Source organism: Fructilactobacillus sp. YLN 2507 (assembly GCF_059614085.1).
The window spans coordinates 900,715-926,107 of record NZ_CM184303.1; the positions used below are offsets into that span (position 1 = coordinate 900,715).

Genomic DNA, 25,393 nt, shown 5'->3' on the forward strand with positions numbered 1-25,393 from the left:
CAACTCCTACTAATTAATTTTTGGCTGTCCTAGGAGTCGAATTAGTTCATTCGTCACTAACTCACCATTGTGAAAAGCACCATGATTTCGCAATTCCAAAAAATCAGACGAAATCACTCGGCAACCTAAGGCTTTTAATCCCTGATAATCTGGAATTACTGGTTCAGCTTCATCACGCCATCGTTGCCGATCAATATATTCCCTTGGAACGGGCTGATTATTAACCAAAACTGTATCAACAAACTGGCTTCCTAATTGACGATCTAAGACTCTTACATGATCGGCATCCGTAAAGTTTGTAGTTTCTCCTTGTTGCGTCATGATATTACAAATATACACAACCTCAGCTGGAGTATCAATCACAGCCTTTCCTACATTACTAACCATCAAGTTGGGTAAAATACTAGTATACAAACTTCCGGGTCCTAATACAATTTGATCAGCATTCATAATTGCCTCTATCACTGCTGGAACTGCTTGTGGTGTTTTATCACTGCTCGTAGATTCAACCCATACTCGTTTAATCATTTTATCAGCATGCGTAATTTCGGATTCACCAGTCATGGTCGTGCCATCCGTGAACTCAGCATGTAAAACTAAACTTTCATCGCAAACTGGATAAACATGACCGTCAACTTTCATCATCCTCGTTAACATTTGAACTGCCGCAAAAAAACCATCTTCCATTTCAGATAAAGCAGTAATAATTAAATTACCAATTGCATGTCCAGATAAAAACTTATCCGTTGATTTAAACCGATATTGAAAAATGTCTAAATCAACTTGGGGTAAATTCGAAAGACTCACCAAAACATTACGAATATCACCTGGTGGCAACACATTAATATAGTTTCGTAAAATTCCAGACGAACCACCATCATCAGCAACTGTAACCACAGCGGTAATATCAACATCCCGCTTTTTTAGATTTTTCAAAATGACTGGTAGTCCAGTGCCTCCGCCAATTACAACCATCTTAGGTCGACTAATTTGCTTTGCTAATTTGTTTACCATCAACTATTAAACCCCTTTGTAACGGCTAATTTCACGATGTGTAATGTTAACTCGAAATCCCAGTTTTTTAAGAGCTGCACCAAGTCTTTCAGTCATTGCAATTGAGCGGTGTTGCCCACCTGTACATCCAATTGCAATCGTCTCACTTGCCTTAGCAGTTACTTGAATTTTCGGTAATAAAAACTTCATTAAGCCATAAATTTTTGTAAAATATTCATCAGCATCTTCTTGATTCATAACATAATCATAAACCGGCTGATCTTTTCCCGTTAAATTTCGCAAACTTTCTACATAATAAGGATTAGTTAAAAACCGCACATCAAAAACCATGTCGGCATCAATTGGAATTCCATATTTAAACCCAAATGACATTAATTCAACGTGAAATGGCTCTGCTCCATGATTATCAAAATTATCAATTAATTCTTGCCGTAGTTGTTTAGGTAAAAGGTTGGTCGTATCAATCACTAGATTAGCGGCTTCTTTCACTGGTTTCATTACTTTACGTTCTTTTTTAATTCCATCAATTAAACGCCCATTTCGTGCTAACGGGTGGTCACGTCTAGTTTCTTCATAACGCGCTACAATTTTATTATCAGACGCATCTAAAAAAACCACAGTCTCTTTTTGATTGTGATTGTGATTGTGATTGTGCGCAATCTTCACCAATGTATTAACCACTTCATGAGCTGATCTTGGCGCACGTAAATCAATTACCAACGCAACTTTATTAATCTCGCTTGAAGTTCTGATTAATTCTGAAAACTTATAAATTAAATTTGGTGGTAAATTATCAACGCAGAAGTAGCCTAAATCTTCAAAGGTTTGAATCGCTTTAGTTTTTCCTGCCCCACTCATTCCTGTAATAATTACCAATTGATCATCTTGTGCCATCACTAATCCTCCAAACTTTTGTTAAGTATAACATACCGGGCGTTTCACTTGAACCAAAAGGAAAAAGCCCACTAGTTTAAATATGACTGACTAGTGGGTCCTTTGCTATTTTGCTGCTAAAGTTTTTTGATAATCTTTTTCTAAAATTGGCTTTAAATATTGGCCAGTCACACTTTCAGGAACTTTAGTAATTGCTTCAGGTGTCCCCGTTGCAACTACTTGGCCACCTTTATCGCCACCATCTGGTCCTAAATCAATAACATGATCAGCCTGTTCGATGACGGCCATGTTATGTTCAATAATTAAAATGGTATTCCCAACATCAACTAACTTCTGAAGTACTTCTAATAAACGTTTAATATCATCAGTGTGTAAACCAGTCGTTGGTTCATCAAGAATGTAAAAGTTTTTACCAGTTGAACGCTTGTGTAATTCTGAAGCCAGCTTCATCCGTTGAGCTTCTCCACCCGAAAGGGTTGTCGCTGACTGACCTAGTTTTACATACCCAAGTCCAACATCAGAAATTGTTTGTAATTTTCGCGTAATCTTTGGGATGGCCTTGAAAAAGTCTAATGCTTCATTAACTGTTAAATTTAGGACTTCAGAAATATTTTTACCTTTATATTGAACTTCCAAGGTTTCTGAATTATAACGTTTACCATGACAAACTTCACACGGTACGTAAACATCTGGTAAGAAATCCATTTCAATTTTCAAAATGCCATCGCCTCGACAAGTTTCGCAACGTCCACCTTTAATGTTAAAACTAAATCGTCCCTTTTGGTACCCCCGTAATTGAGCTTCGTTCGTTTTCGCAAACAAGTCTCGAATATCATCAAAGACCCCAGTATAAGTAGCTGGGTTACTTCGTGGAGTCCTTCCAATTGGACTCTGATCAATGCTAACTAATTTTTCAATGTTTTTATAGCCACTAATTGATTTATATTTACCAGGTTTTTCTGAATTATTGTTTAGCTTTTGTGCTAAAGCCTTTTTTAAAATGTCATTAACCAAGGTCGACTTCCCAGAACCTGAAACCCCAGTTACTACATCAAATTCTCCTAAGGGGAATTTAACCGTAATATCCTTCAAATTATTGGCTTGGGCACCTTTAATCGTAATGTTTTTTCCATTTCCCTTTCGTCGTTTTAATGGAACTGGAATAAATTTTTGACCAGACAAATATTGTCCCGTTAATGAATCCGGGTTCTTAGCCACTTCTTGTGGCGTTCCGGTTGCCATAATTCTTCCACCTGCTTGCCCAGCTCCTGGCCCAACATCAATTAGATAGTCTGCAGCCATCATCGTATCATGGTCATGCTCAACGACTACTAAAGTATTTCCTAAATCACGCATTTTTTTAAGCGATTTAATTAAACGATCATTATCACGTTGGTGTAATCCAATTGAAGGTTCATCTAAAACATACAAAATCCCGGATAAATTTGAACCAATTTGAGTAGCTAATCGAATTCGTTGGGCTTCTCCTCCCGATAAAGTTCGAGCAGCTCTAGCTAAAGTTAAGTACCCTAGCCCAACGTTTAACAAAAAGTCTAAACGATCTTTAATTTCTTTAATTACCGGTTTAGCAATCGCTGTATCTTTTTCTCCAAACTTAACCTGTGAGAAAAATTCTAATTCATCTGCAATGTTCATTTCCCATACTTGAGCAATATTTTTATCCGCAATTTTAACAGATAGTGCTTCACGATTTAATCGATATCCGTGACAAGTCTGACAAGTCAATTCACGCATATACTTACGCATTTGATCACGCGTAAAATCACTACTGGTTTCTTTAAACCGACGAGCAATATTATTAACTATCCCTTCAAATGGGGTGTCAACATCCCGAATTCCCCCAAAATCATTTTTATAATGAAAGTGAAACTCCTTGCCCTTTGAACCAAATAACAATAAGTCCCGTTGTTTCTTAGATAATTTTTTAAATGGGGTATCCATATCAATATTAAAAGCAGTTGCTGCTTGCTCTAAAAGTTCTGGATAGTATTTCGAACTAATGGGATTCCAAGGTTCAAGCGCACCCTCATTTAGTGTTTTATTTCGATCTGGGACCACTAAGTCTTCATCAACCTCTAGTTTTACTCCTAAACCATCACAAGCAGGACAAGCCCCTTGCGGTGAATTAAAAGAAAAAAGACGTGGTTCTAATTTACCAATCGTAAAGCCACATAATGCACAAGCATAGTGTTCAGAAAATAACATTGGTTCACGTTTTCCAAGAAAATCAATATTAGCATATCCTTCACTTAATCGAAGTGCCGTTTCCAAAGAATCAGAAAGTCGAGAGGTAATCCCATCTTTAACCACGATTCGATCAATTACAATACTAATGTTATGTCGCTTGTTTTTATCCAAATCAAAATCATCTGAAATATCATGCACTTCACCATCTACAATTACCCGGACAAAACCTTCACGTTTAATTTGTTCAAATATCTTTTGGTGTTTTCCTCGCTTATCTCGCACAATTGGGGAAAGAATTTGGAGCTTTGTCCGTTCTGGTAACGCCATAATTCGATCAATCATTTGATCAATTGATTGACTCTCAATTACTGTTCCATCATTAGGACAAATTGGTGTTCCTACCCGTGCCCATAATAAACGTAAATAATCATTAATTTCCGTTACCGTTCCTACAGTTGAGCGCGGATTTTTCGATGTTGTTTTCTGATCAATTGAAATTGCTGGACTTAATCCAACAATTGAATCAACATCGGGTTTATTCATCTGTCCTAAAAATTGACGAGCATACGATGAAAGACTTTCAACATAACGCCGTTGCCCTTCAGCATAAAGCGTATCAAAGGCTAGAGAGCTTTTCCCCGATCCCGATAATCCAGTCATAACGACTAACTTATTTTTGGGAACATCCACATCAACATCTTTTAAATTATGTTCACGCGCTCCCCTAATCTTAATTGTGTCATTTGCCATTTAAAATTCACCTCAATCCATCTCTTTTTTTAATTTTTTAACTGTATCGCGTAATGATGCTGCTTGTTCAAAATCTAATTGTTTAGCAGCTTCACGCATTTCATCACTTAAGTTTTTAATCATAGTCTCTTGTTCTTTATAACTCATTTGTTCAAAATCACTCTCAACAAATGGTTTCTTTTTATTATACTTATCATCTTCATCTTGCTTATAAGCTGAGATAGCTTTAGAAATCGGCTTAATGATTGTTTTTGGTGTAATATGATGTGCCTGATTATATTTAATTTGAATTTCCCGGCGACGAGCAGTTTCATCCATCGCAGCCTGCATTGAGTCAGTTACTCGATCAGCATACATGATGACATGTCCATTTTCATTTCGAGCAGCTCTACCAATGGTTTGAATAAGAGAACGGGGATTTCGTAAAAAACCCTCTTTATCAGCATCTAGAATTGCAACCAAAGAAACCTCCGGAACATCAATTCCTTCCCGCAACAAATTAATTCCAACCAGAACATCAAATTTTCCTAAACGAAGATCTCGAATAATTCTGGTTCGTTCCAAAGTCTTGATATCACTATGAAGATATCGAACTTTAATCCCTAAATCTTTCAAATAATCAGTCAAATCTTCAGACATCTTTTTGGTTAGAGTGGTAACAAAAGTCCGTTCATTTTTTTTAATTCGTTCGTTAATTTCACCAACTAAGTCATCCATTTGATCTTTAGTGGGCCGAACTTCAACGGTTGGATCTAATAATCCCGTTGGTCGAATAATTTGTTCCACTACTTGACTACTGTGTTCTAACTCATAATTGCCAGGGGTAGCTGACATATAAATCACTTGGTGAATATGTTTTTCAAATTCATTAAAATCTAAGGGACGATTATCATAAGAACTTGGCAATCTAAATCCATAATCAATCAGTTGTTTTTTTCGAGCTTTATCTCCCTTAATCATTCCGTGAACTTGTGGTAGTGTTTGATGAGATTCATCAACAAACATCAAAAAATCTTTTGGGAAAAAATCAAGTAGTGTATAAGGTGGTTCTCCTGGCTTGCGCCGATCCATATATCGTGAATAATTTTCAATTCCCGTAGTATATCCCATTTCACGCATCATTTCGATATCATAAGTCGTCCGCTGTTTTAGTCGTTGAGCTTCAAGTAACTTACCTGATTTTTCCATGGCAACTACTTGTTTTTCCATATCAGTTTGGATTTCAGGTAAAGCCACATTCATTACTTCATCATTCGTTAAAAAATGTGTAGCTGGAAATAAGGTAACTTGTTCTGGATTACCTAAGACCTCTCCAGTTAGCGTATTAACTTGTGTAATCTTGTCAATTTCATCACCAAAGAATTCAATTCGATAAGCATTCTGAGTTCCAGAAGCTGGAAAAACTTCAACGGTATCACCATGAACTCTAAAACGACCACGATCAAAATCAATATCATTTCGTTGAAATTGAATGTTAACTAATTTACGTAATAAAACATCCCGTTCCATTTCTTCGCCCACGTGTAACGTTACTGTATGATCTTGATATTCTTTAGGACTTCCCAATCCAAAAATTGATGAAACCGAAGCAACTACAATCACATCATTACGCGATAACAATGCACTAGTTGCAGCATGACGTAATTGATCAATTTCATCATTAATCGAAGCATCTTTTTCAATGTAAGTATCACTTGAAGGAACGTATGCTTCTGGTTGATAGTAATCGTAATAACTAACAAAGTATTCCACCGCATTATTAGGAAAAAACTTTTTTAATTCGGTATATAGTTGTCCTGCTAAAGTCTTATTGTGGGCTAAAACTAAAGTTGGTCGATTTTGTTCTTTAATAACATTAGCCATGGTAAATGTTTTACCAGTTCCAGTGGCTCCTAGTAAGGTTTGTTCTTTATCTCCAGCAGCTAAACCCTGGTCTAACTTCTCAATTGCCTTAGGTTGGTCTCCTGTTGGTTGATAATTTGATACTAAATCAAATTTTTTTTGTGATTTTGTAACCATTTTTTACCTCTTTTTCAATTCGTAAGGGAATAATTCCCCATAATACTATTATCTTAGCATACGAACATACTTTCGCAAAATAAAAAGAAGCCATCTTTTGATAGCTTCTTAATTTGTATTATTTATTTGATTTTAAACTTTCAACGTAGTCAAAAACGCCTTGACCGGCAATTCCACCATCTCCGACAGCAGTAGTAATTTGACGAAGATGTTTCTTTCTAACATCACCAACCGCAAAAATGCCAGGTACTTTGGTTTCCATTAATTCATTCGTATCAATCCAACCAGCTTCATCTGTAATGCCAATATTTCTAAAAGCCGAAGTCATTGGTAAAATTCCAACATAAACAAACACTCCAGCAGCTGGAACGACGCTCTCTGTATCAGTTTGATTATTTTTAATTTTAACACCAGTAACTTTACGATCATCACCTTGAATTTCCATTACACTACTATTCCAAATGAAGTCAATATTATCACGATCAAAAGCGCGTTCCTGCAAAATTCGTTGAGCCCGTAGTTGATCACGACGATGAACTACTGTAACTTTAGCAGCAATGTTAGCAAGATAAGTGGCTTCTTGAATGGCTGAATCCCCACCACCAACAACAATTACATTTTCACCTTTAAAAAAGGCTCCATCACAAACGGCACAATAAGAAACACCTCGACCACTATATTCCTTTTCACCCGGTGCACCTAATTTTCGGTATTCAGAACCAGAGGCAATTACAACTGCTGGAGCTTCATATTCTTCATCAGCTGTTTTTACAATTCGTCGAGTACCATCGATTTCAATACCAGTTACTTCACCATAACCATATTCAACTCCAAATTGGGTACTACTTGCATACATCTTTTCAGATAAATCGGGTCCAAGAACTGATTTAAATCCAGGGTAGTTTTCAATTTCAGCGGTGTTATTCATTTGCCCACCATATACACCACGATCAAGCATTAAGACCGACAATTCGGCCCGTGATGCATAAAGAGCTGCAGTCATTCCAGCAGGGCCGGCTCCAATTACAATTACATCATATTTTTTTGTCATCTAAAATCCCCCATTTATTTGCTAGTTAACTTTTTTAATTCTTTGATTACTAAATTATAATTAGGTTCATGTGATACTTCATGAACCATTTGTTCGTAAATAATTTTACCGTTAGCATCCACGATATAAACTACCCGAGCTAAATGATTAAATCCTGGAATAAAAAGATGCATTGCTTTTCCAAATGAACCATTTGCATCAGATAAAATTTCCATTCCGTCGGCATCATGTGCTGCACACCAATTCTTTTGGCTAGCTACAGGATCATTAGAAACTGTAACAAATTTAACTCCCTTAAAATCACTGGCAACTTGATTGAAATGAGCAGTTTCTAAACTACAAACATCAGTATCAAGACTAGGAACCACACTTAGTAAAGTTAACTGTCCCTCTAAATCTTTTGTTGTAACAGTTTGACCAGCTGCATTAGTTAAAGTAAATTCTGGCAAAACATCATCAAAATGAAGTTGTTCATTATCCATTTTATTCCCAAAGTCTTGGCCACCAATTGTTAATTTCATATTAATTCTCCTTAAATTATCTTTGCATTAAGCTTAGCATATTTACTTACTTTTGTTTAGTAATATGCTTAAAAAAAGGATACTGGATTAACAGTATCTCTTTTTAAATTATTTTTCTAATTTATCTGCTAAATCAATGATATAAGCCTTCAAATCATCACTTAAATCATCACGACGTAGAGCAAATTCAATGTTAGTTTCTAACCAACTAAGTTTGTTTCCAGTGTCGAAACGATCCCCTTTAAATTCATGAGCGTAAACTTTTTGGGTTTTGTTCAAGGTATCAATGGCATCCGTCAATTGAACTTCATTACCCTTACCAGGTTTAGTGGTTTCAAGGACATCCATAATTTCTGGAGTAAACAAGTAACGACCAATAATGGCTAAGTCACTAGGCGCATCTTCGGGTGCTGGCTTTTCTACGAATTGTTTTACATCGTACATCCCGTCACTTACTTCTTCAATGGGATCAATCACTCCATATTTCACCGTTTCTTCGTGGGGAACTCGCATTACAGCAAGGGTTGAAGCACCTGACTTTTCATAGCTATTAATTAATTGCTGCGTTAACGGAACTTTATCAGTCATTAAATCATCACCCAACATGACCACAAAGGGATCATTGCCTACAAAGGTTTTAGCAGTTAAAACTGCATCGCCTAATCCTTTGGGATAAGCTTGACGAATAAAGTAAATGTTCATATCATTAGTTTTTTTAACTGCTTCTAACATAGCATCTTTACCTTTAGATTCAAGGTTTTTTTCTAATAAAAAGTTAGATGAGAAATGGTCTTCAATTGAACCTTTTCCTGAACCAATCACAATTGCTAAATCAGTAATTCCTGAAGCTTTAGCTTCTTCCACGATGTATTGAATCGTGGGTGTATCAACAATTGGTAACATTTCTTTAGGCACAGCTTTGGTTTCCGGTAAGAAGCGCGTTCCTAAACCAGCTGCGGGAATAATTGCTTTTGTAACTTTTTTCATATTTTATAAACTCCTATGTACTATCCGATTTCAGAACGACCTTCACGAGTCATTAATTTCGCAATGGCGTCTTTCACCGTTTCTTCATTATTTAAAACAGAATGAATCGCATTCGTAATTGGCATCTCAACCCCACGTTCTTTGGCTAAATCATAAGCTGCTTCGCTAGTCGCAATTCCTTCAATAACCATTCCCATGTCAGCAACAATTTCATCAAGACTTTTGCCTTTTCCTAATTGGTATCCAGCACGCCAGTTTCGCGAATCTTGACTAGTAGCCGTAACAATTACATCACCCATTCCGGATAATCCAGTAAAGGTAAGTGGGTTCGCTCCAAAAGAAACTCCTAAGCGAGAGATCTCGGCTACGCCTCGTGTCATTAAAGCTGCTTTGGCATTATCACCATAACCTAACCCGTAGAGGGCTCCTGCACCAAGTGCAATAATATTTTTGAGCGCACCACCAAATTCAACTCCAATTATATCATTATTAGTATAAACTCGGAAATAGTCATTCATGAACAAGTCTTGAAAATGATCAGCTGATCTCATATCTTCACTAGCAACAGTAATTAAAGTTGGATCGTGTTTAGCAACACCCTCTGCCTGACTAGGCCCAGAAATCACTGAAACTGTCTTACGATTTTCTGGTTTAATTTCTTCTTCTAATACTGTTGAAATTCGATCAAAAGTCCCTTTTTCTAATCCCTTACTTCCATGGATAATATAAGGCTTAAGCCCTTTTTTTGCTAAAATTTGATTAACCACTTTAGCAACTGAACGAGTTGCTTGTGATGGCACGATAAACAAAACGTCATCAACTCCATCAAGAGCATCTTCTAATGAATCAGTGGCCTTCATTGATTCTGGAAAGGTAAAGTCCTTTAAGTAGTGAGAATTGGTATGTTTTGTATTAAATTCTTTAACTTGTTCTGGATTACGAGCATATAAACGAACATCATTCCCATTTTGATGAAGGATATAAGCTAACATGCTTCCCCAGGAACCCGCACCTAATACTGCAATTTTTTCAGTCATTATTTGTTACTCCTTTAATTTTGGTAATCATACCAAGCTAGATGTTTAACATTGTGACGCCGATAAATTATCAATCCCAGTGCTCCAAAGAACAAGAAAATCGATAAAATTTGTGAAATTCGTAGTGGACCTAACATCAAACTATCGGTTCGCATTCCCTCAGTAAAGAATCGACCAAAAGAATACCACATTACATAAGCCAGAAAAATTTCTCCTCGCTTAAATAATTTAGCAGAATGACGCATAATCATCAAGAGCGCAAATCCTGATAAGTCCCATAAAGACTCATACAAAAAAGTAGGTTGGCGATAAAAACCATCAATAAACATCTGCTGAATAATAAAACTAGGCAAGTGTAAATGTTTTAAAAAACCGAGTGAAGTAATTGCCCCAAAAGCTTCTTGGTTCATGAAGTTACCCCAGCGTCCGATTCCTTGAGCCATAATTACCGTTGGCGCAGCAATATCAAAAATCTGCCAAATATTTAATCCATGTCTTTTACAGAACCAATACATAAAGATACCGCCACCAATTAAAGCTCCATAAATGGCAATTCCACCATCCCAAATTGCTATAATTTCTTCCGGATGTTGCACATAATAAGACCATTTAAAAATCACATAATAGCATCGAGCCGAAACAATTGAAATGGGAATGGCCCATAAGATTAAATCATACAAATAGTCTTCATTTAATTTTTGTCGCCGGACTTCTTTCATGGACAAATAAACTGCTAACAAAACTGCTGTCGCAATAAAAATACCATACCATCGAACGTGAAAAGGTCCCAAATCAATAGCAACCGGATTTAAAACTAACAAGTTTCCCACTACTTATCACCCTTTTTTACATTTTCATTTTGATCTTTATCACTATGATCTTTAATTAAAGTGTGCAATTGACTATCAAAAATATCCATTGCATTATAGCCCATTGAGTTAGCTCTAAAGTTCATTGCAGCCGTTTCAATGATAATAGCTAGATTTCGACCCGGCTTAACGGGAATATTTAATTTTTTAAGTTCTACATCAAAGATTTGAACTGAATCTTTATCAGTTCCAAGCCGGTCATACTTCGTATCTTTATCCCAAATGTCTAGATGTACAATTAAATCTACTTTAGTTTCAGAACGAACAGCTCCAGCTCCAAATAAAGTCATTACATCAATTATTCCGATTCCCCGAATTTCAAGCAGATGACTCAAAATTTTAGGTGCGGTTCCAATTAAAGCTTGTTCATCCTGTTGGTATACTTCAACTCGATCGTCTGCAATTAGTCGGTGCCCCCGTTTAACCAATTCAAGTGCAGTTTCACTTTTACCAATTCCAGAGTCTCCAGTAATTAATACCCCTAGTCCATAAACTTCTACTAAAACTCCATGAACTGATTTACGTGGGGCTAACTTAGCTTCCAAAAAATCAGTCATATTACTTAAAACGCGTGAAGTATTAAGCTTTGATTCCAAAATAGGAATATGGGCTTTTTTACAAGCATTCACTAATTCAACTGGAGGTTCAATGTCAGTTGAAATCACAAAAGCTGGTGTATCTGGTTGACACATTTTCGTCATATCTTCAGCTAATTCTTTTTCTGGTAAATGTTTTGCAAATGATGTTTCAGTAATTCCTAATAGTTGGATTCGTTCAGAAGGATAATAATCAAAATAACCCGTCAATTCAAGACCCGGACGAGAAATGTCACTTGTGGTAATTGGACGGTCCAAATATTCTTTTCCCCAAAAAACACTTAAATGGGTATTATCAACTAATTCTTTGACACTTACACTTTTAGCCATAGAAATTCCTCCTCTACTCTAGTTTAATTTTAGCACTTTTAATCACTAAAATAGCTAGTAAATACAGAGTTACAAAGTGACATCAGTAAAGAAATTACAAAAATAACTCCAAAGGAAGAAAATTGAAAATCACTTCCAATCAACCAGGAGGTTAATGCTAATATTCCAGCATTAATTACAAAATTAAATAGCCCAAACGTTAATAAATTAATTGGTAAGAATAATAAACTTAAAATGGGCTTAATAAATATTTCTAAAATTGTCAAAACTACTGAAGCTCCTAAAGCAACCGGCCAACTTCCTAAAAAGAATTGATTAGGAAAAAGACCAGAAAAAGCCAAGAATAAAATAAAATTAATTAAAATTCGGCTAAAAAATTTCATAAAAAAAACTCCTAAATATCTCATAAAAAAAGAGCCCTTTCAGGCATCTTTCCTATTTGCTCGGAAAAGTAACAATTCCAATTTCGTGAGGGGCATCCGCGAAAATTGCAGTTTCTTTTAATTCCAAACGACCATTACGATTTTTAATTTTCAAACGACAATAAGTAGGATTACTTTGTAATGCTTGATATAGCTGGTTTTCATTTCGAACTGTTTTTCCATTAACTTCTTGAATTAAATCACCAACTTTTAAGTTCATCTTACTAGCAGGTGTATTGGCTTTCACCCCTAAAACTCTAATTCCATCAACTGATTGTTCAACTTCTACATTCTTTTGATCAACTTTTTTATAATGATGAAGGACTAATCCATAAGCTAGGCCAATGGCTAACAACGCAATCAAATCAAATAACGCATTTTTCCAAAGAAAGGCATCAACCGTCAACCCTAAACTTAACCAAACTAGCCAACCAACGGCTTTTGTAATTTGTTTTAAAGTTTTTTCTGACATTTGCCCAAAAAACTTAAGATTGAACCCAATCAAAATTGGTACTACTAAAATTGATAGTTTAACTCCAAAAATTTTAAAAACGGGCCAAAATGCACTAGAACTCGTAAATAAATCTCCCGGAACGAATAAAACTAAGGGAACTACCGTTAATTTATCAAAAAGATAAGAAGCTACTTGATTTCCGCGAACATTCTTTTGAATAATTGGTGACGTAAATGATTTAACATTGAGCTTTAAGAAAAGATACTGTAAAACCATCATTACAGTAACTAAAGCTAAAAAGTCCATATTCATTGAAGTATGTTCTGGCAAAAAATTTGAAAAATTAAATGAAAGAATTAAATATAGAAATTGGTCACCTAACAATATAAGAACAACTACTGAAATTAACATTAAAGTAAACGGAAACATCATGCCAGGAATCAATAACCCAATCGTTGCCAATGCTTCATATAAGAATACCCAAGAATAGTTAACTTCGATTCCAATCAAAGAAGTTAACAGCGATCCCACGATACCTAAAACAATTAGCGCAATTACAAAGGTTTTGATTTCCGTATGGTGAGGATTAATGGCACTATCAAATAACTTACGTTCTCGTGTTACCCGTCTTCGATAAGTCAAGTAAGTTCTAATCAAACCAAGCCAGAAAACTGGCATGATAAAGAAAAATAAAATGTTAGCTGCTAATTGCATAATTTGTCACCTTTACTAGTTATTTTGTTTCAAGTTCCACTGTAAGTAGTCGTTAATAAACGGATTTAAGTCTCCATCCATCACTGCTTTTCCATTAGCCGTTTCATGTCCTGTACGATGATCTTTAACCATTGTATAGGGATGAAATACATATGAACGAATCTGAGAACCCCAACCAATCTCGAGTTGTTTTCCCTCAATTTTAGCTTTTTCTGCGGCTTTCTTTTCTTCTTCTAACTCATACAACTTAGATTTTAACATATTCATTGCGGTCACTCTATTTTGAAGTTGAGAACGTTGGGCCTGACTGGAGGTCACAATTCCAGTTGGCAAATGAGTAATCCGAACTGCTGAAGAAGTTTTATTAATGTGCTGACCACCTGCCCCACTAGAACGAAACACGTCAATCCGCAAATCATCTGGATTAATATCAATGTTTACCGTTTCATCAAGCTCAGGCATAACATTAACTGAGGCAAAAGAGGTATGCCGCCTTCCAGCTGAATCAAAAGGCGACAAGCGTACCAAGCGATGGATCCCTTTTTCAGCTTTTAAATATCCATAAGCATTTTGTCCTTTAACCGTAAAAGTTACACTACTAATTCCAGCCACTTCACCAGGCTGATAATCATCAACTTCTACCTTAAAATTATTTTGATCAGCCCATCTAGTATACATTCGTAATAGCATATCTGCCCAGTCTTCGGCTTCAGTTCCACCTGCTCCAGGATGAATTTCAACAATAGCATTATTGCGATCATACTTACCATTCAATAAAAGATTTAACTTATAAGTTTGGACATGTTTTTCAACTTTAGCGAGTGTTGAATTAAATTCACTTTCTAATTCCGCATCTGCTTCCATTGCAATTAAATCCAAAGTAACTTCTAAATCCTCATATTCAGCAACTAGCTCATTAAAAGTATCATATTTGGCTTTTAATTCATTATTTTCATCAATTACTTTTTGCGCCTGCTGTTGGTTATTCCAAAAGCCCGGCTCTGCCATCTTACCTTCGTTAATTGAAATTGATTCATTTAAATGATCTAAGTCAAAGAGACCCCCTAAAGTCAGCAATGTCTTTTTTTATTTCAGCTACTTTTGCTTTTTGTTCACTTAATTCCACGATTATTCCTCCACTCAAAAAAAGGAGAACTATCAGTTCTCCATATTTTATCTTTGAATATTTTGTCTAATTTCAGCCTTCATAAACAAACGAGTAACTCCATAATCAATGTCAGCTACCATTTCTTCAAACATTCGTGAACCTTCACGTTGATATTCAACTAATGGATTTAGTTGACCATAACCACGAAGACCAATTGATTCACGCAATTGATCCATTGCATCAATGTGATCAGTCCAGTGGGAATCAACTACTCGTAAAATAACTACTTTTTCAAATTCTAGAAGTTGAGCTGGATCGGTCAATTCTTTTTCTTTTTCTGAATATTGTTTTTCGGCTAAATCAAGCAAGTAAGCTTTAATTTCATCAGCGGTCTTCCCTTTTAAATTATTTAAACTAATTTCGTTAGGGCTCACTAAAGAACTTGTCGCAAAATCTAGAATAGTAGACAAATTCCAGTTCTTTTGATCACCTTGAGTATGCAAATCAACAATATGATCAATGGTCCGTTTAATCATTGGCATAATAACCCATTTCAATGATTGTTTTTCTTCAATTACGCGATTCCGTTCTCCGTAAATTACATCACGTTGTTCAGACATCACGTTATCATATTTCAAAACGTTTTTCCGAGAATCGTAGTTATTACCTTCAACTCGTTTTTGAGCTGATTCAACTTGTTTAGTAATCATTCGACTCCGAATTACAGCATCATCATCTTCAACTTTAAGCGTTTTTAAAACATTTTTAATTCGATCAGAACCAAAACGACGCATCAAATCATCTTCTAATGAAAGATAAAATTGTGAATAACCAGGATCACCTTGACGACCTGCACGCCCCCGAAGTTGATTATCAATTCTTCGTGATTCATGTCGTTCAGTTCCAATCACGGCTAAACCACCAACTTCAATTACCCCAGGTCCAAGTTTAATATCAGTTCCCCGTCCAGCCATATTAGTTGCAATTGTAACGGCACCTTTTTGTCCAGCATTAGCCACAATATCAGCTTCTTTAGCATGATTTTTGGCATTTAAAACAACATGTGGGATTTTTTCTTGATCTAATCGGTGTGAAAGGTATTCAGAAGTTTCGACCGCAACCGTTCCTAATAAAATTGGTTGTCCACGGTGATGTAATTCCTTAATCTTATCAATTACTGCATCAAATTTTGATTGTAACGTTGGATAAAGAACATCTGCTTCATCAATTCTAACAACTGGCTTATTAGTAGGAATTGAAACAGCGTTCATGTTGTAAATTTCACGAAATTCTTCTTGTTCTGTTTTGGCCGTACCGGTCATCCCAGCAAGTTTTTGATAACGTCTAAACAAGTTTTGGTACGTAATATTGGCCATGGTCTTACTTTCTTCTTGGATTGTAACCCCTTCTTTAGCTTCAAGGGCTTGATGAAGACCATCAGAAAAGCGACGACCATCCATAATTCGACCAGTAAATGAATCAACAATTAAAACTTCGTCGTCTTTAACCACATAATCCTTATCAAGTTCCATAACATAGTTAGCCCGTAAAGCCTGGTCAATATGGTGAGTTAATGCCGTATTGTCAGTATCATAAATATTCTTCAAATTAAAGAATTTATCTGCTTTACGAATTCCAGTTTCAGTCAAAGAAACTGTTTTAGTTTCTAAATCAACTTTGTAATCAGTCGTAGCCGTTAAAGTCTTTGCAAATTGATCAGCTTGTTTGTACATTTCATTTGCACCACGAGCTTGTCCTGAAATAATCAAAGGTGTCCGTGCTTCATCAATTAAAATTGAATCTACTTCATCAACTAAAGCAAAATTTAAAGGACGCTGTACCCGATCTTCTTGATAAACCACCATGTTATCACGAAGATAATCAAAACCAATTTCACTGTTAGTAGAATAAGTAATATCGGCGTTATAAGCGGCTCGTTTTTCTTCAGGATTCATATCTGCTTTATTAACGCCCACAGTTAATCCGAGCCAGTTATAAAGCTGACCCATTTGTTCTGCATCACGTTCTGAAAGATATTCATTAACCGTTACTACATGAACCCCTCTTCCAGAAAGAGCATTCAAATAAACTGGCATTGTAGCCGTTAAAGTCTTACCTTCACCGGTTTTCATTTCTGCAATGTTACCTTCATGAAGAACAATTCCACCCATGATTTGCACTTTAAAAGGAGTCAATCCAAGAACTCGGTGTGCCCCTTCACGAGCTACAGCAAATGCTTCAGGAAGTAAATCATCTAAAGATTCTCCATCTTGAAATCGTTTTTGAAATTCTGGAGTTTTTGCTTGTAATTGTTCATCAGTTAACTGACTGTATTGCTTTGAATAAGCACTTACACGATCAGCAAGTTTTCCAAGTTGTTTAACCCGACGTTTGTCGCTTTCAACCCATTTTTTTAATACATTAGTCGCCATTTATGCTTTTCTCCTAATAGTACATTTTTTTATTTTTTAAATTAAACAGTTAACTCACATTCTAACATTTTATTAACATAATTAAAACTTAAGCAAAAAATGATTTGAATAATTATTATCAACTTATTTTTCAGCGGTTATTGAACCGTAGTTTCCATCTTTACGTCGATAAACAATGTCCGTGGTCCCATTATCAACATCCTTAAAAATATAGAAATCATGACCCAATAAGTCCATGCGCAAAATTGCTTCATCGGCAGTCATTTTTTTAAGTGGAACGCGCTTCTTTCGCACAATTTTAAACTGACTTGCATCAGTTTGAGTTGCTTTAAAGATGCCATTTTCACCATGATTCACAGATTTTTCGTTAATCCGAGCTTGATACGTTTCAATTCGGCTTTGAATATGTTTTACTGCTACCGCAACACTTTCGCGATAATCATCAGCACTTGCTTCACCACGAAGTAAAAGAAAAGGAAAAATGATCGTGATTTCTGCCTTAACTTTACCATTCTTAAATCCAAATAAATTAACGTGTGCTGCTGCACTTACATTATCAACAAAATATGGATCTAACTTTGCCATTTGTTCAGTTACATAGCTCCGGAGATTGCTTGTAATTTCAACGTCATCGCCTCTAAGATTATAAGATAACATTACACCACTCCTTTCGGCTAATTAAGTCGGTTCTAAATTACCATCTACTTTTTATTATAGTTAATAAAGGGGAAAATAACAATCAATCAGCGAGCTAAAGTGATGCTTCGAATTGAAAGAGCCCCATTTTCTTTTAGTATTTGAGCCGCATAGTGTAAAGTTGTTCCAGTTGTATAAACATCATCCACTAAAACTACTTTTTGTCCTCTAATTTGCGAAACTAATTGGGGATTAATTTCAAATGGTTGCTCCATATTAATTCTATCCAACCGACCTTTATCTGATTGATTCTGTGTTTTTGCCTTAGCCTTTAGACATTCAAGATAGCTAATTTCACTTAACATTCCTGTAACTTGGTTAAAATGTCGTTTTTCCATTGTTTTTTGTGTAATGGGAATGGGAATAACTATTTCATCTTTTTGAACTAATTTTGCAAAATGATGTTGAAATAAATGACGTAATCGATAGTCACCCTTGAACTTATAACGTTCCAAATATTCTTTTATAATTCCGTGATAAGGATAAAAGGAGTGATTAATTAATCGATTATGCCGTATTAGCCACTTTTCACAATCATGACAACGTTGACTATTATCTTGAAATCGACCGCAGTCACAACAATTCCCTGCTTCAGTTGGTAATTTAAATAACATTTTGCACTTTTCACATAAAAGCTTTGGCACAAAAGGTTGAAAACTCAAAATAAATTTAATTTTTAAATTAGCACTTAGAAAACCACCACACCAATAACATTTATCCAAGGGCCTTCCCCCGTTGATTCATTTCCTTAATTTGTTTTCTAGCTAAAGCTATGTTTTTTGTATAGTTCCCAATATAGCAGTCAACATCACCATTGGGACGACTAGCTTTTCGTCCAACTCGACCAGCAATTTGAACTAATGAAGCAACCGAAAAAACGCGTTCATCTCCTCCAAAAATAATTACATCAATCCCTGGGAAGGTTACCCCGCGTTCCAAAATTGTGGTAGTAATTAAGAATAAAATTTTTTCTTTTCGCATTGCTTGAACTTTTTCCATCCGTTGTTCATCCGCGGAATAAACGGTTTCCCAACATTTTTTACCTGAATACTTTTTAGTTAAAACTTCATCAAAAACCTGTAAATCTCTAATCCGTGGAACAAAAATCAGAAAACGTTGCTTTTTTTCAATTTTTTGTAGCACTTTACGAACTACCTTAGCTGAAACTTGTCCTGCATAAATTTTCCGTTTCCAATTAAAACAAAAATGTAACTTAATTTGGGGCAATAAATGCCGATGAAATCGCAATGGTAAATAGCTAATTTGGTATTGTTTCTGGAGTTTGAGGCTAGGAGTCGCTGTCATTAGCAATCGTGAGCCTGTTTGTTTAACGGACCGTTTAGCTCCCATCTGCAAAGAATGGCTATTCGCATATGGAAAAGCATCTACCTCATCAATAATTAGGATATCAAAAGCCTGCTTAAATTTTAGCAATTGGTGGGTTGTACAAATCGTTAGTTGACAATACTGATAAGTTTCTTCACTTTTACCATGCAACAAAATCATGCTTGTATTCGCAAAAGCAGCTTTGTATCGGGGAAATAGTTCTACACAAACATCAACTCGCGGAGAAGCAATACAGACTCGCAACCCTTGTGCTAAAGCCCATGCAATTCCAGCAAAAGAAATTTCAGTTTTTCCAGCCCCAGTCACCGCCCACAATAATTTATTTTCCTGTTTTTGAAAAGCTTGCACAATTTCAGTTGAACAGCTTTGTTGTAAGTCAGTCAATTGCCCTTTCCAAGTCAAGACTGGTTCGATAACTTCAAATTGATTAATTCCTGGCAAATGAATCAATTGCATCGAGCTGTCTAAGCGCCCCAAGTTTAAGCACTTGTAACAAAAATAGTTTTGATCCTGTAAAATAGCTTCAGATTTTTCACAATTGCTATCACATCTAGTACAATGGATATTAACTTGATTGATTGTAATAGCTGGTTGAACTACTAGTGGGAGATCTTTTAAATCTATTATTTCAGTAACATTTTTAGGAACTAAACGGCCAATTAAATCTAATTTATTCATTAAATCACCTCAATTCTAAATACGTATTTAAGGAAAATAATATGAAAAATAAATTTTTAACGATTGCTCATAGCGGTATTCATGAAATTGACATCAAAAAATCTAAATTTATCGCTAATGTCAAACGAGTTAATAATGAAAGTGAAGCAAAACTATTCATTGATAACATTATAGAAAAGCATAAAAAAGCAAATCACAATTGTTTCGCTTATCTTATTGGTAAAAATGATAATATTCAGCGAGAAAGTGATAATGGTGAGCCAAGTGGAACCGCCGGAGTTCCTATTTTAGAAGTTCTCAAAAATAATCATTTACACGATACCGCAATTGTTGTGACTCGTTACTTTGGTGGTATAAAATTAGGTACTGGGGGTTTAATCCGTGCTTACAGCAATTCAGCTTCTCAAGTAATTGAATCCGTTGGAATTGTAGAAAAATTATTACAAACTAAGATGGATTTAGTCATTTCTTATTCACTCAATGATAAATTGCAGTATTATTTAAAAACACATAATTTTACTATTTTAAATATCGAATATGGAGGTACAGTTAAAATCAGTACGGCCGTTTTAACGGATCAAATTGCTAAATTCACAACCGATCTCAATAATTTATTAGCTGGTAATGTTGAAATCATACCATGTGACGAATCTTACTTTGAAGTCCCTTATCAAGAAAAACAAACCAAGGAGTAGTCTAATGCAAAAATCACAAGCAACCAAAAAAGAGCGCGATAACTTTAACTTTAAAAGTTTCATTACCTTAATTCGTCAAACTAAACCAAAATACTGGCAACTTTGGGTAGGACTAGGACTAGGTTTAATTGCAACCCTAGTTCAATTATTTGTTCCTAAAGTCGCGCAGTCAATGGTTAATAATTTTTCCAAAGGAGTTAGCGCTCCTTTAATCACTGGGGTAATTATCCTATTCATCGTTAGTGCCCTAATCAATTCCTTATCAGGAACCCTTTTAGGGTTCTTTGGTGAAAATGTTGTCGCTAATTTAAGAAAATCATTGTGGAATAAAATTTTACGGTTTCCCGTCAACTACTTTGATAACGTCAAAACCGGAACAATGACATCGCGATTGGTTAATGATTCTGATCAAATTAAAAACCTATTATCAGTGTCATTTCCAAGTTCAATAACATCGATTTTTCAATTGGTTGGAGCTTTAGCCATCATGTTATTTATGGACTGGCGAATGACCTTAATCATGTTCATTGCAGTTCCTTTGGTAATGGTAGTAATGCGTCCCTTGATGAGGAAAACGCGTCAAGTTGGTCGCCAACGTCAAGATGAACTTGCTGACTTTTCAGGTAAAGCTGAAGAAACTTTAAATGAAATTCGATTAGTTAAATCTTCTAATGCTGAGAATTATGAAGCCAAAAGCGGAAACAAAATGGTTAATAATCTCTACAAGATTGGTTTAAAAGAAGCCATCTATGATTCAATCGCTAGTCCTTTAATGGGAACGGTAATGATGGCGTTAATGGTAGGTGTCTTAGCATATGGCGCTCATCGTGTGGCAACTGGAACGATGACAATTGGAACTATGTTTGCCTTTTTGATGTACCTTTTCCAAATCATTGGTCCAGTTAGTATGATGGCTCGGCTCTTTACTGATTTATCAAAAGCCAATGGTGCTACAGATCGAATTCAAGAATTAATGAATGAATTAGAAGAAGATTTTACTGCTGGTCAAACTTACAACGTTGCTGGCAAACCACTTCAAATGCAAAATGTTGATTTTGCTTATGAAAAAGGTCTACCAATTTTGAAAGATGTTAATTTTACGGCTAAACCAAATTCGACAGTCGCCTTTGTTGGGCCTTCTGGAAGTGGAAAATCAACTATCTTTAGTCTAATTGAACGGTATTATCAACCGACTGCTGGAACCATTACCATTGGTGACCTAGAAATCAATAAAATCAGCTTAGAAAGCTGGCGCCAACAGATTGGATTTGTATCCCAAGATTCAGCCATTATGGCTGGAACCATTAGACATAACTTAACTTATGGACTTAATGACAATTACAGTGATGAACAACTTTGGCGAGTTCTTAAGCTTGCCTACGCGGATGGATTTGTCAAGGAAATGTCAGATGGTCTTGATACTCAAGTTGGGGAACGTGGTGTAAAGGTTTCTGGTGGGCAACGTCAACGTTTAGCCATTGCCAGAGCATTCCTACGTGATCCTAAAATTTTAATGCTTGATGAAGCAACAGCCAGTTTAGATTCTGAATCAGAAGCAATGGTCCAAAAAGCACTTGCTAAATTGATGAAGGGTCGCACAACGCTCACAATTGCTCACCGTTTAAGCACCATCGTTGATTCTGATGATATTTATTTCATCGATCATGGAAAGGTGCTTGGACACGGTACCCATCAAGAATTGCTCAAAACGTTACCAGTTTATCAAGAATATGTTCGAATTCAATTCAAGCAATAATTGCAGACAAAAAGCGCTCGTCAATGCGACGGGCGCTTTTTATTTTAAGCATGTAAATGATAGTTAAAAGTTGACACAATAATGTTCTGCCGTGAGTTTAAAGCAGCTCTTAACTTCAAACCGGTTTGATTATGAAGGACTTGTTGCCAATGATGCTTTGGTACAAATTGTGGAACTAAAACTGTTGTGGAATAGTTTCTAGCATCATCTTTTCGTGCCACCACATCACAAAATCTAATTACAGGTCCATTAATCGACCGATACGAAGTATGAATATTAACAAACCGAATATCAGGATATTCTGCTTTGAATTTTTCTTCGTTCTTTTTCTCATGCTCTGGATTAGAATCCATTGAAACATGAACTGCTACTACTTCATCCCCAATTGACTGAGCATAACTAAGGGCCTCACGTGTCACTTGAGTAACATTTCCGACTAGTACTAGCACAGTTGAACCAACGAAATGACGTGGTTCTTGTTTTTCAAACATGTTTTCCACGCGAAGCTGAGCAGCAACTCTGACATAGTGACTATGAATTCGATAAAACATTGTTAAAATCAATGGCATAATTACCAAATATGGCCAAACATCCTTAAAATGAAGAGCAAATAAGAAGAGCACTAGTCCAAGCGAGATAAAGGCTCCAACAAAGTTAATAAAAATTTTCCCGGGCCAAAATCCTTCACGCTCTCTTAGCCAATGAATAATCATTCCTGACTGTGATAGCGTAAATGGAACGAAAACTCCAACTGCATAAAGTGGTATCAAGAGATTCGTTTTACCATTGAAAATAACAATTAATACAATTGCTCCAATGGCTAAAGAAATAATTCCATTCGAATAACCTAAACGGTCTCCCTTATCAAGATAAGCGTGAGGAAGATATTTATCTTTTGCCATGTTGTAAGCTAAAATTGGAAAAGCAGAAAATCCTGTATTAGCAGCAACTGCTAAAATTAAAGCCGTTGACATTTGGAGTGCGTAGTAGAAAATTCCATGACCAAAAACGCCTGCCCCAATTTGAGATAAGACAGTATCTTTGGCATTTGGAATAATTCCCATGTAGTAACTCAAGAACGTAATCCCTGAGAAAAAGGCTGCTAAGATAATGGCCATCAACGCTAAGGTGTTAGCAGCATTTTTTCGTTTGGGCTTTTTAAAGTTTGGTACCGCATTACTAATCGCTTCAACTCCGGTTAAAGAAGCTGAACCAGATGAGAATGCCTTGAAGAATAAGACTAAAGTCATTCCTTTGACAGATGCATTAAGTGGTGCATATGCATGATACGTAATTTTACCAGTTAAGATATTGTAAGCACCAAAACCAATCATGAACACAATCATGAAAATAAAAAGATAGACTGGAATCACTAAGAAAGCTGCTGAGTCCTTCATACCCCGTAAATTTAAAATCATAATAGCAATTACAATCACAATTGCAATCGGAACTTGATAATTATACAAAGCAGGAATGGCTGAGGTAATTGCTTCCGTTCCAGAAGTCGTTGAAACCGCTACAGTTAACATATAATCAACCAGTAGCGAGCCCCCAGCCACTAATCCAGTTGTTTCGCCCCAATTGGTCCTCGCAACTACATAAGCTCCCCCACCAGATGGGTAAGCATAAATAATTTGTCGATATGACAAAGTAATTGCTGCCAATAAAACTAGGACTAATAGAGCAGCCCACATTTGATACATTAAGGCAGCCGTTGATAAAGTAATCAAAACTGCAGTAATTTGTTCAGTACCATAGGCAACTGATGACAAAGCATCAGATGATAACAATGCCAGTCCTTTAAATTTAGTTAATGACTGTCCAGACTCGTCAGTACTCTTGAGTGGACGTCCAATAATCAATCTTTTTAAATATCGCCACATGAAACTTACTCCTATTTAACAATTAATTTGTATTTCAACATGGTGTTAATTGTACTACAAATCTTAATTAAAAAAAAAGAAAGCTCAGAAAAATTTAAACTTTCTTCCAAAAACCAGTTAATAATATGATTAAGATTGAAAACCAGTCAATTATGTCTAATTATCTAGTCAAAAAATTCCAATCTACCCAATTTTACTCATTTGTATCTGGATTTTCTGAATTTGAATCATTGTTTGAATCAGATTGGGATGCCTCAGAATCCGTATTATATTCGTCTTGCATCTTTTTAGAGTAATCATCCAAGTTTTCCCCATGACTATAATAATCATCCATATCTTTGACTCCAATTGGAAGTTCAGGGGCATTAACATCGTTAATAAAAAAACTATAATCTTTATCTGTTGGATGCCGTGTTAAAATCATATAATGTTGTTGACGCCCGGCCCCAACAATCACAGATTCCTTTTTGCCATTAATTGTCAATGTTGATAGCCAATAATAATTGGGCTCTCCTCCAGCGTAAGTTAAAACTGATAAGGTATTAATCGTATAAGAGCCATCATCATTTTTATTAGATGGTAATTTCAAAGGTGAACTATCTTTCGTAATTTTCTTTTGATGCTCAGAATTAGGAACATCGATTTCATTTGAGGTAATTGTACAAAATAATTTATTACCTGTGTACCAGTTACCTTGATACTCTTTTGGAATTAAATCTTCACTACCAGTTTTTTTATTAGTAGCTTTAGCTTTTGGTTTTACAATTGTTTTTTTAGCTTTATGGTTATTACTATTTTCGTTTTTATTGGAATTAACCTGCTTACTGGTTTGTTTTACTTCAGAAGATTTTTTTGAATTACTAGCAAATGCATAATATCCTGCACCGCCTAAAACAATTAACAGAGCTAACCCAATCATAATTCTCTTCATT

General features: G+C 35.7%; 21 protein-coding genes. 2 read left to right on the forward strand and 19 right to left on the reverse strand.

Going from position 1 to position 25,393, the window contains the following annotated elements; all coding sequences use genetic code 11:
- Nucleotides 1–9: 9 nt before the first annotated feature.
- The 17 genes from AC0GLY_RS04720 to AC0GLY_RS04800 all read right to left on the reverse strand — a co-directional run bounded on the left by AC0GLY_RS04720 (nt 10) and on the right by AC0GLY_RS04800 (nt 20,127).
- The gene (locus AC0GLY_RS04720) at nt 10–1,014 is read right to left on the reverse strand and encodes a gluconeogenesis factor YvcK family protein (protein ID WP_496612254.1); all 1,005 of its coding nucleotides are present in this window, start codon (nt 1,012–1,014) and stop codon (nt 10–12) included.
- Between the two features lie 6 nt (nt 1,015–1,020).
- Nucleotides 1,021–1,908 carry an RNase adapter RapZ gene (gene rapZ / locus AC0GLY_RS04725; protein ID WP_496611038.1) on the reverse strand — a complete coding sequence of 296 codons (888 nt, stop codon included), beginning with the start codon at nt 1,906–1,908 and terminating at the stop codon, nt 1,021–1,023.
- Between the two features lie 105 nt (nt 1,909–2,013).
- Nucleotides 2,014–4,866 carry an excinuclease ABC subunit UvrA gene (uvrA, locus tag AC0GLY_RS04730; RefSeq protein ID WP_496611039.1) on the reverse strand — a complete coding sequence of 951 codons (2,853 nt, stop codon included), beginning with the start codon at nt 4,864–4,866 and terminating at the stop codon, nt 2,014–2,016.
- A 12-nt stretch (nt 4,867–4,878) separates the two neighbouring features.
- Complete coding sequence (gene uvrB, locus AC0GLY_RS04735; RefSeq protein ID WP_496611040.1) at nt 4,879–6,885, reverse strand: excinuclease ABC subunit UvrB; 2,007 nt, start codon at nt 6,883–6,885, stop codon at nt 4,879–4,881.
- Nucleotides 6,886–7,003: 118 nt separating this feature from the next.
- On the reverse strand, nt 7,004–7,936 hold the full coding sequence (gene trxB / locus AC0GLY_RS04740) for a thioredoxin-disulfide reductase (RefSeq protein WP_496611041.1): 933 nt from the start codon (nt 7,934–7,936) through the stop codon (nt 7,004–7,006).
- Between the two features lie 14 nt (nt 7,937–7,950).
- A complete protein-coding gene (locus AC0GLY_RS04745; RefSeq protein WP_496611042.1) occupies nt 7,951–8,457 on the reverse strand; it encodes a thiol peroxidase in 507 nt (168 codons plus the stop codon).
- Nucleotides 8,458–8,565: 108 nt separating this feature from the next.
- Nucleotides 8,566–9,444, reverse strand: a complete 879-nt coding sequence (gene galU / locus AC0GLY_RS04750; RefSeq protein WP_496611043.1) for a UTP--glucose-1-phosphate uridylyltransferase GalU — start codon at nt 9,442–9,444, stop codon at nt 8,566–8,568.
- A gap of 20 nt (nt 9,445–9,464) precedes the next feature.
- Nucleotides 9,465–10,481 (reverse strand): NAD(P)H-dependent glycerol-3-phosphate dehydrogenase, encoded by a 1,017-nt coding sequence (locus AC0GLY_RS04755; protein WP_496611044.1) that lies wholly within the window; start codon nt 10,479–10,481, stop codon nt 9,465–9,467.
- Nucleotides 10,482–10,495: 14 nt separating this feature from the next.
- A complete protein-coding gene (gene lgt, locus AC0GLY_RS04760; protein WP_496611045.1) occupies nt 10,496–11,311 on the reverse strand; it encodes a prolipoprotein diacylglyceryl transferase in 816 nt (271 codons plus the stop codon).
- Nucleotides 11,311–12,276, reverse strand: coding sequence for an HPr(Ser) kinase/phosphatase (gene hprK / locus AC0GLY_RS04765; RefSeq protein WP_496611046.1), 966 nt, complete (start codon nt 12,274–12,276; stop codon nt 11,311–11,313). Before hprK ends, lgt begins: the two co-directional genes overlap by 1 nt.
- Nucleotides 12,277–12,314: 38 nt before the next feature.
- Complete coding sequence (locus AC0GLY_RS04770) at nt 12,315–12,659, reverse strand: phage holin family protein (protein ID WP_496611047.1); 345 nt, start codon at nt 12,657–12,659, stop codon at nt 12,315–12,317.
- Nucleotides 12,660–12,711: 52 nt separating this feature from the next.
- On the reverse strand, nt 12,712–13,866 hold the full coding sequence (locus AC0GLY_RS04775) for a PDZ domain-containing protein (RefSeq protein WP_496611048.1): 1,155 nt from the start codon (nt 13,864–13,866) through the stop codon (nt 12,712–12,714).
- Nucleotides 13,867–13,881: 15 nt separating this feature from the next.
- Nucleotides 13,882–14,992, reverse strand: a protein-coding gene (gene prfB, locus AC0GLY_RS04780) for a peptide chain release factor 2 (RefSeq protein WP_496611049.1) whose coding sequence is annotated in 2 segments (ribosomal slippage) — nt 13,882–14,919 and nt 14,921–14,992 — 1,110 coding nt in all. Because the reading frame shifts where the segments join, the coding sequence is not laid out codon by codon here.
- A gap of 47 nt (nt 14,993–15,039) precedes the next feature.
- On the reverse strand, nt 15,040–17,406 hold the full coding sequence (gene secA / locus AC0GLY_RS04785) for a preprotein translocase subunit SecA (protein ID WP_496611050.1): 2,367 nt from the start codon (nt 17,404–17,406) through the stop codon (nt 15,040–15,042).
- Between the two features lie 123 nt (nt 17,407–17,529).
- Complete coding sequence (hpf, locus tag AC0GLY_RS04790) at nt 17,530–18,063, reverse strand: ribosome hibernation-promoting factor, HPF/YfiA family (protein ID WP_496611051.1); 534 nt, start codon at nt 18,061–18,063, stop codon at nt 17,530–17,532.
- A gap of 86 nt (nt 18,064–18,149) precedes the next feature.
- On the reverse strand, nt 18,150–18,716 hold the full coding sequence (locus AC0GLY_RS04795) for a ComF family protein (RefSeq protein ID WP_496611052.1): 567 nt from the start codon (nt 18,714–18,716) through the stop codon (nt 18,150–18,152).
- 100 nt (nt 18,717–18,816) lie between these two features.
- Nucleotides 18,817–20,127, reverse strand: a complete 1,311-nt coding sequence (locus AC0GLY_RS04800; RefSeq protein WP_496611053.1) for an ATP-dependent helicase ComFA — start codon at nt 20,125–20,127, stop codon at nt 18,817–18,819.
- Nucleotides 20,128–20,168: 41 nt separating this feature from the next.
- On the opposite strand from AC0GLY_RS04800, the gene AC0GLY_RS04805 reads away from it, so the two are divergent.
- Nucleotides 20,169–20,822 carry a YigZ family protein gene (locus tag AC0GLY_RS04805; RefSeq protein WP_496611054.1) on the forward strand — a complete coding sequence of 218 codons (654 nt, stop codon included), beginning with the start codon at nt 20,169–20,171 and terminating at the stop codon, nt 20,820–20,822.
- 4 nt (nt 20,823–20,826) lie between these two features.
- Nucleotides 20,827–22,578 (forward strand): ABC transporter ATP-binding protein, encoded by a 1,752-nt coding sequence (locus AC0GLY_RS04810; RefSeq protein WP_496611055.1) that lies wholly within the window; start codon nt 20,827–20,829, stop codon nt 22,576–22,578.
- A gap of 44 nt (nt 22,579–22,622) precedes the next feature.
- Here the strand turns inward: AC0GLY_RS04810 and AC0GLY_RS04815 are convergent, their stop codons facing one another.
- The gene (locus tag AC0GLY_RS04815) at nt 22,623–24,461 is read right to left on the reverse strand and encodes an APC family permease (protein ID WP_496611056.1); all 1,839 of its coding nucleotides are present in this window, start codon (nt 24,459–24,461) and stop codon (nt 22,623–22,625) included.
- A gap of 193 nt (nt 24,462–24,654) precedes the next feature.
- On the reverse strand, nt 24,655–25,392 hold the full coding sequence (locus AC0GLY_RS04820; protein ID WP_496611057.1) for a hypothetical protein: 738 nt from the start codon (nt 25,390–25,392) through the stop codon (nt 24,655–24,657).
- Between the last annotated feature and the right edge of the window lies 1 nt (nt 25,393).

Bases quoted from the DNA above. Each gene is read 5' to 3' on its own strand.
- AC0GLY_RS04720 (WP_496612254.1), bottom strand. From the start codon at position 1,014: ATGGTAAACAAATTAGCAAAGCAAATTAGTCGACCTAAGATGGTTGTA.
- rapZ (WP_496611038.1), bottom strand. From the start codon at position 1,908: ATGGCACAAGATGATCAATTGGTAATTATTACAGGAATGAGTGGGGCA.
- uvrA (WP_496611039.1), bottom strand. From the start codon at position 4,866: ATGGCAAATGACACAATTAAGATTAGGGGAGCGCGTGAACATAATTTA.
- uvrB (WP_496611040.1), bottom strand. From the start codon at position 6,885: ATGGTTACAAAATCACAAAAAAAATTTGATTTAGTATCAAATTATCAA.
- trxB (WP_496611041.1), bottom strand. From the start codon at position 7,936: ATGACAAAAAAATATGATGTAATTGTAATTGGAGCCGGCCCTGCTGGA.
- AC0GLY_RS04745 (WP_496611042.1), bottom strand. From the start codon at position 8,457: ATGAAATTAACAATTGGTGGCCAAGACTTTGGGAATAAAATGGATAAT.
- galU (WP_496611043.1), bottom strand. From the start codon at position 9,444: ATGAAAAAAGTTACAAAAGCAATTATTCCCGCAGCTGGTTTAGGAACG.
- AC0GLY_RS04755 (WP_496611044.1), bottom strand. From the start codon at position 10,481: ATGACTGAAAAAATTGCAGTATTAGGTGCGGGTTCCTGGGGAAGCATG.
- hprK (WP_496611046.1), bottom strand. From the start codon at position 12,276: ATGGCTAAAAGTGTAAGTGTCAAAGAATTAGTTGATAATACCCATTTA.
- AC0GLY_RS04770 (WP_496611047.1), bottom strand. From the start codon at position 12,659: ATGAAATTTTTTAGCCGAATTTTAATTAATTTTATTTTATTCTTGGCT.
- AC0GLY_RS04775 (WP_496611048.1), bottom strand. From the start codon at position 13,866: ATGCAATTAGCAGCTAACATTTTATTTTTCTTTATCATGCCAGTTTTC.
- secA (WP_496611050.1), bottom strand. From the start codon at position 17,406: ATGGCGACTAATGTATTAAAAAAATGGGTTGAAAGCGACAAACGTCGG.
- hpf (WP_496611051.1), bottom strand. From the start codon at position 18,063: ATGTTATCTTATAATCTTAGAGGCGATGACGTTGAAATTACAAGCAAT.
- AC0GLY_RS04795 (WP_496611052.1), bottom strand. From the start codon at position 18,716: ATGTTATTTAAATTACCAACTGAAGCAGGGAATTGTTGTGACTGCGGT.
- AC0GLY_RS04800 (WP_496611053.1), bottom strand. From the start codon at position 20,127: ATGAATAAATTAGATTTAATTGGCCGTTTAGTTCCTAAAAATGTTACT.
- AC0GLY_RS04805 (WP_496611054.1), top strand. From the start codon at position 20,169: ATGAAAAATAAATTTTTAACGATTGCTCATAGCGGTATTCATGAAATT.
- AC0GLY_RS04810 (WP_496611055.1), top strand. From the start codon at position 20,827: ATGCAAAAATCACAAGCAACCAAAAAAGAGCGCGATAACTTTAACTTT.
- AC0GLY_RS04815 (WP_496611056.1), bottom strand. From the start codon at position 24,461: ATGTGGCGATATTTAAAAAGATTGATTATTGGACGTCCACTCAAGAGT.
- AC0GLY_RS04820 (WP_496611057.1), bottom strand. From the start codon at position 25,392: ATGAAGAGAATTATGATTGGGTTAGCTCTGTTAATTGTTTTAGGCGGT.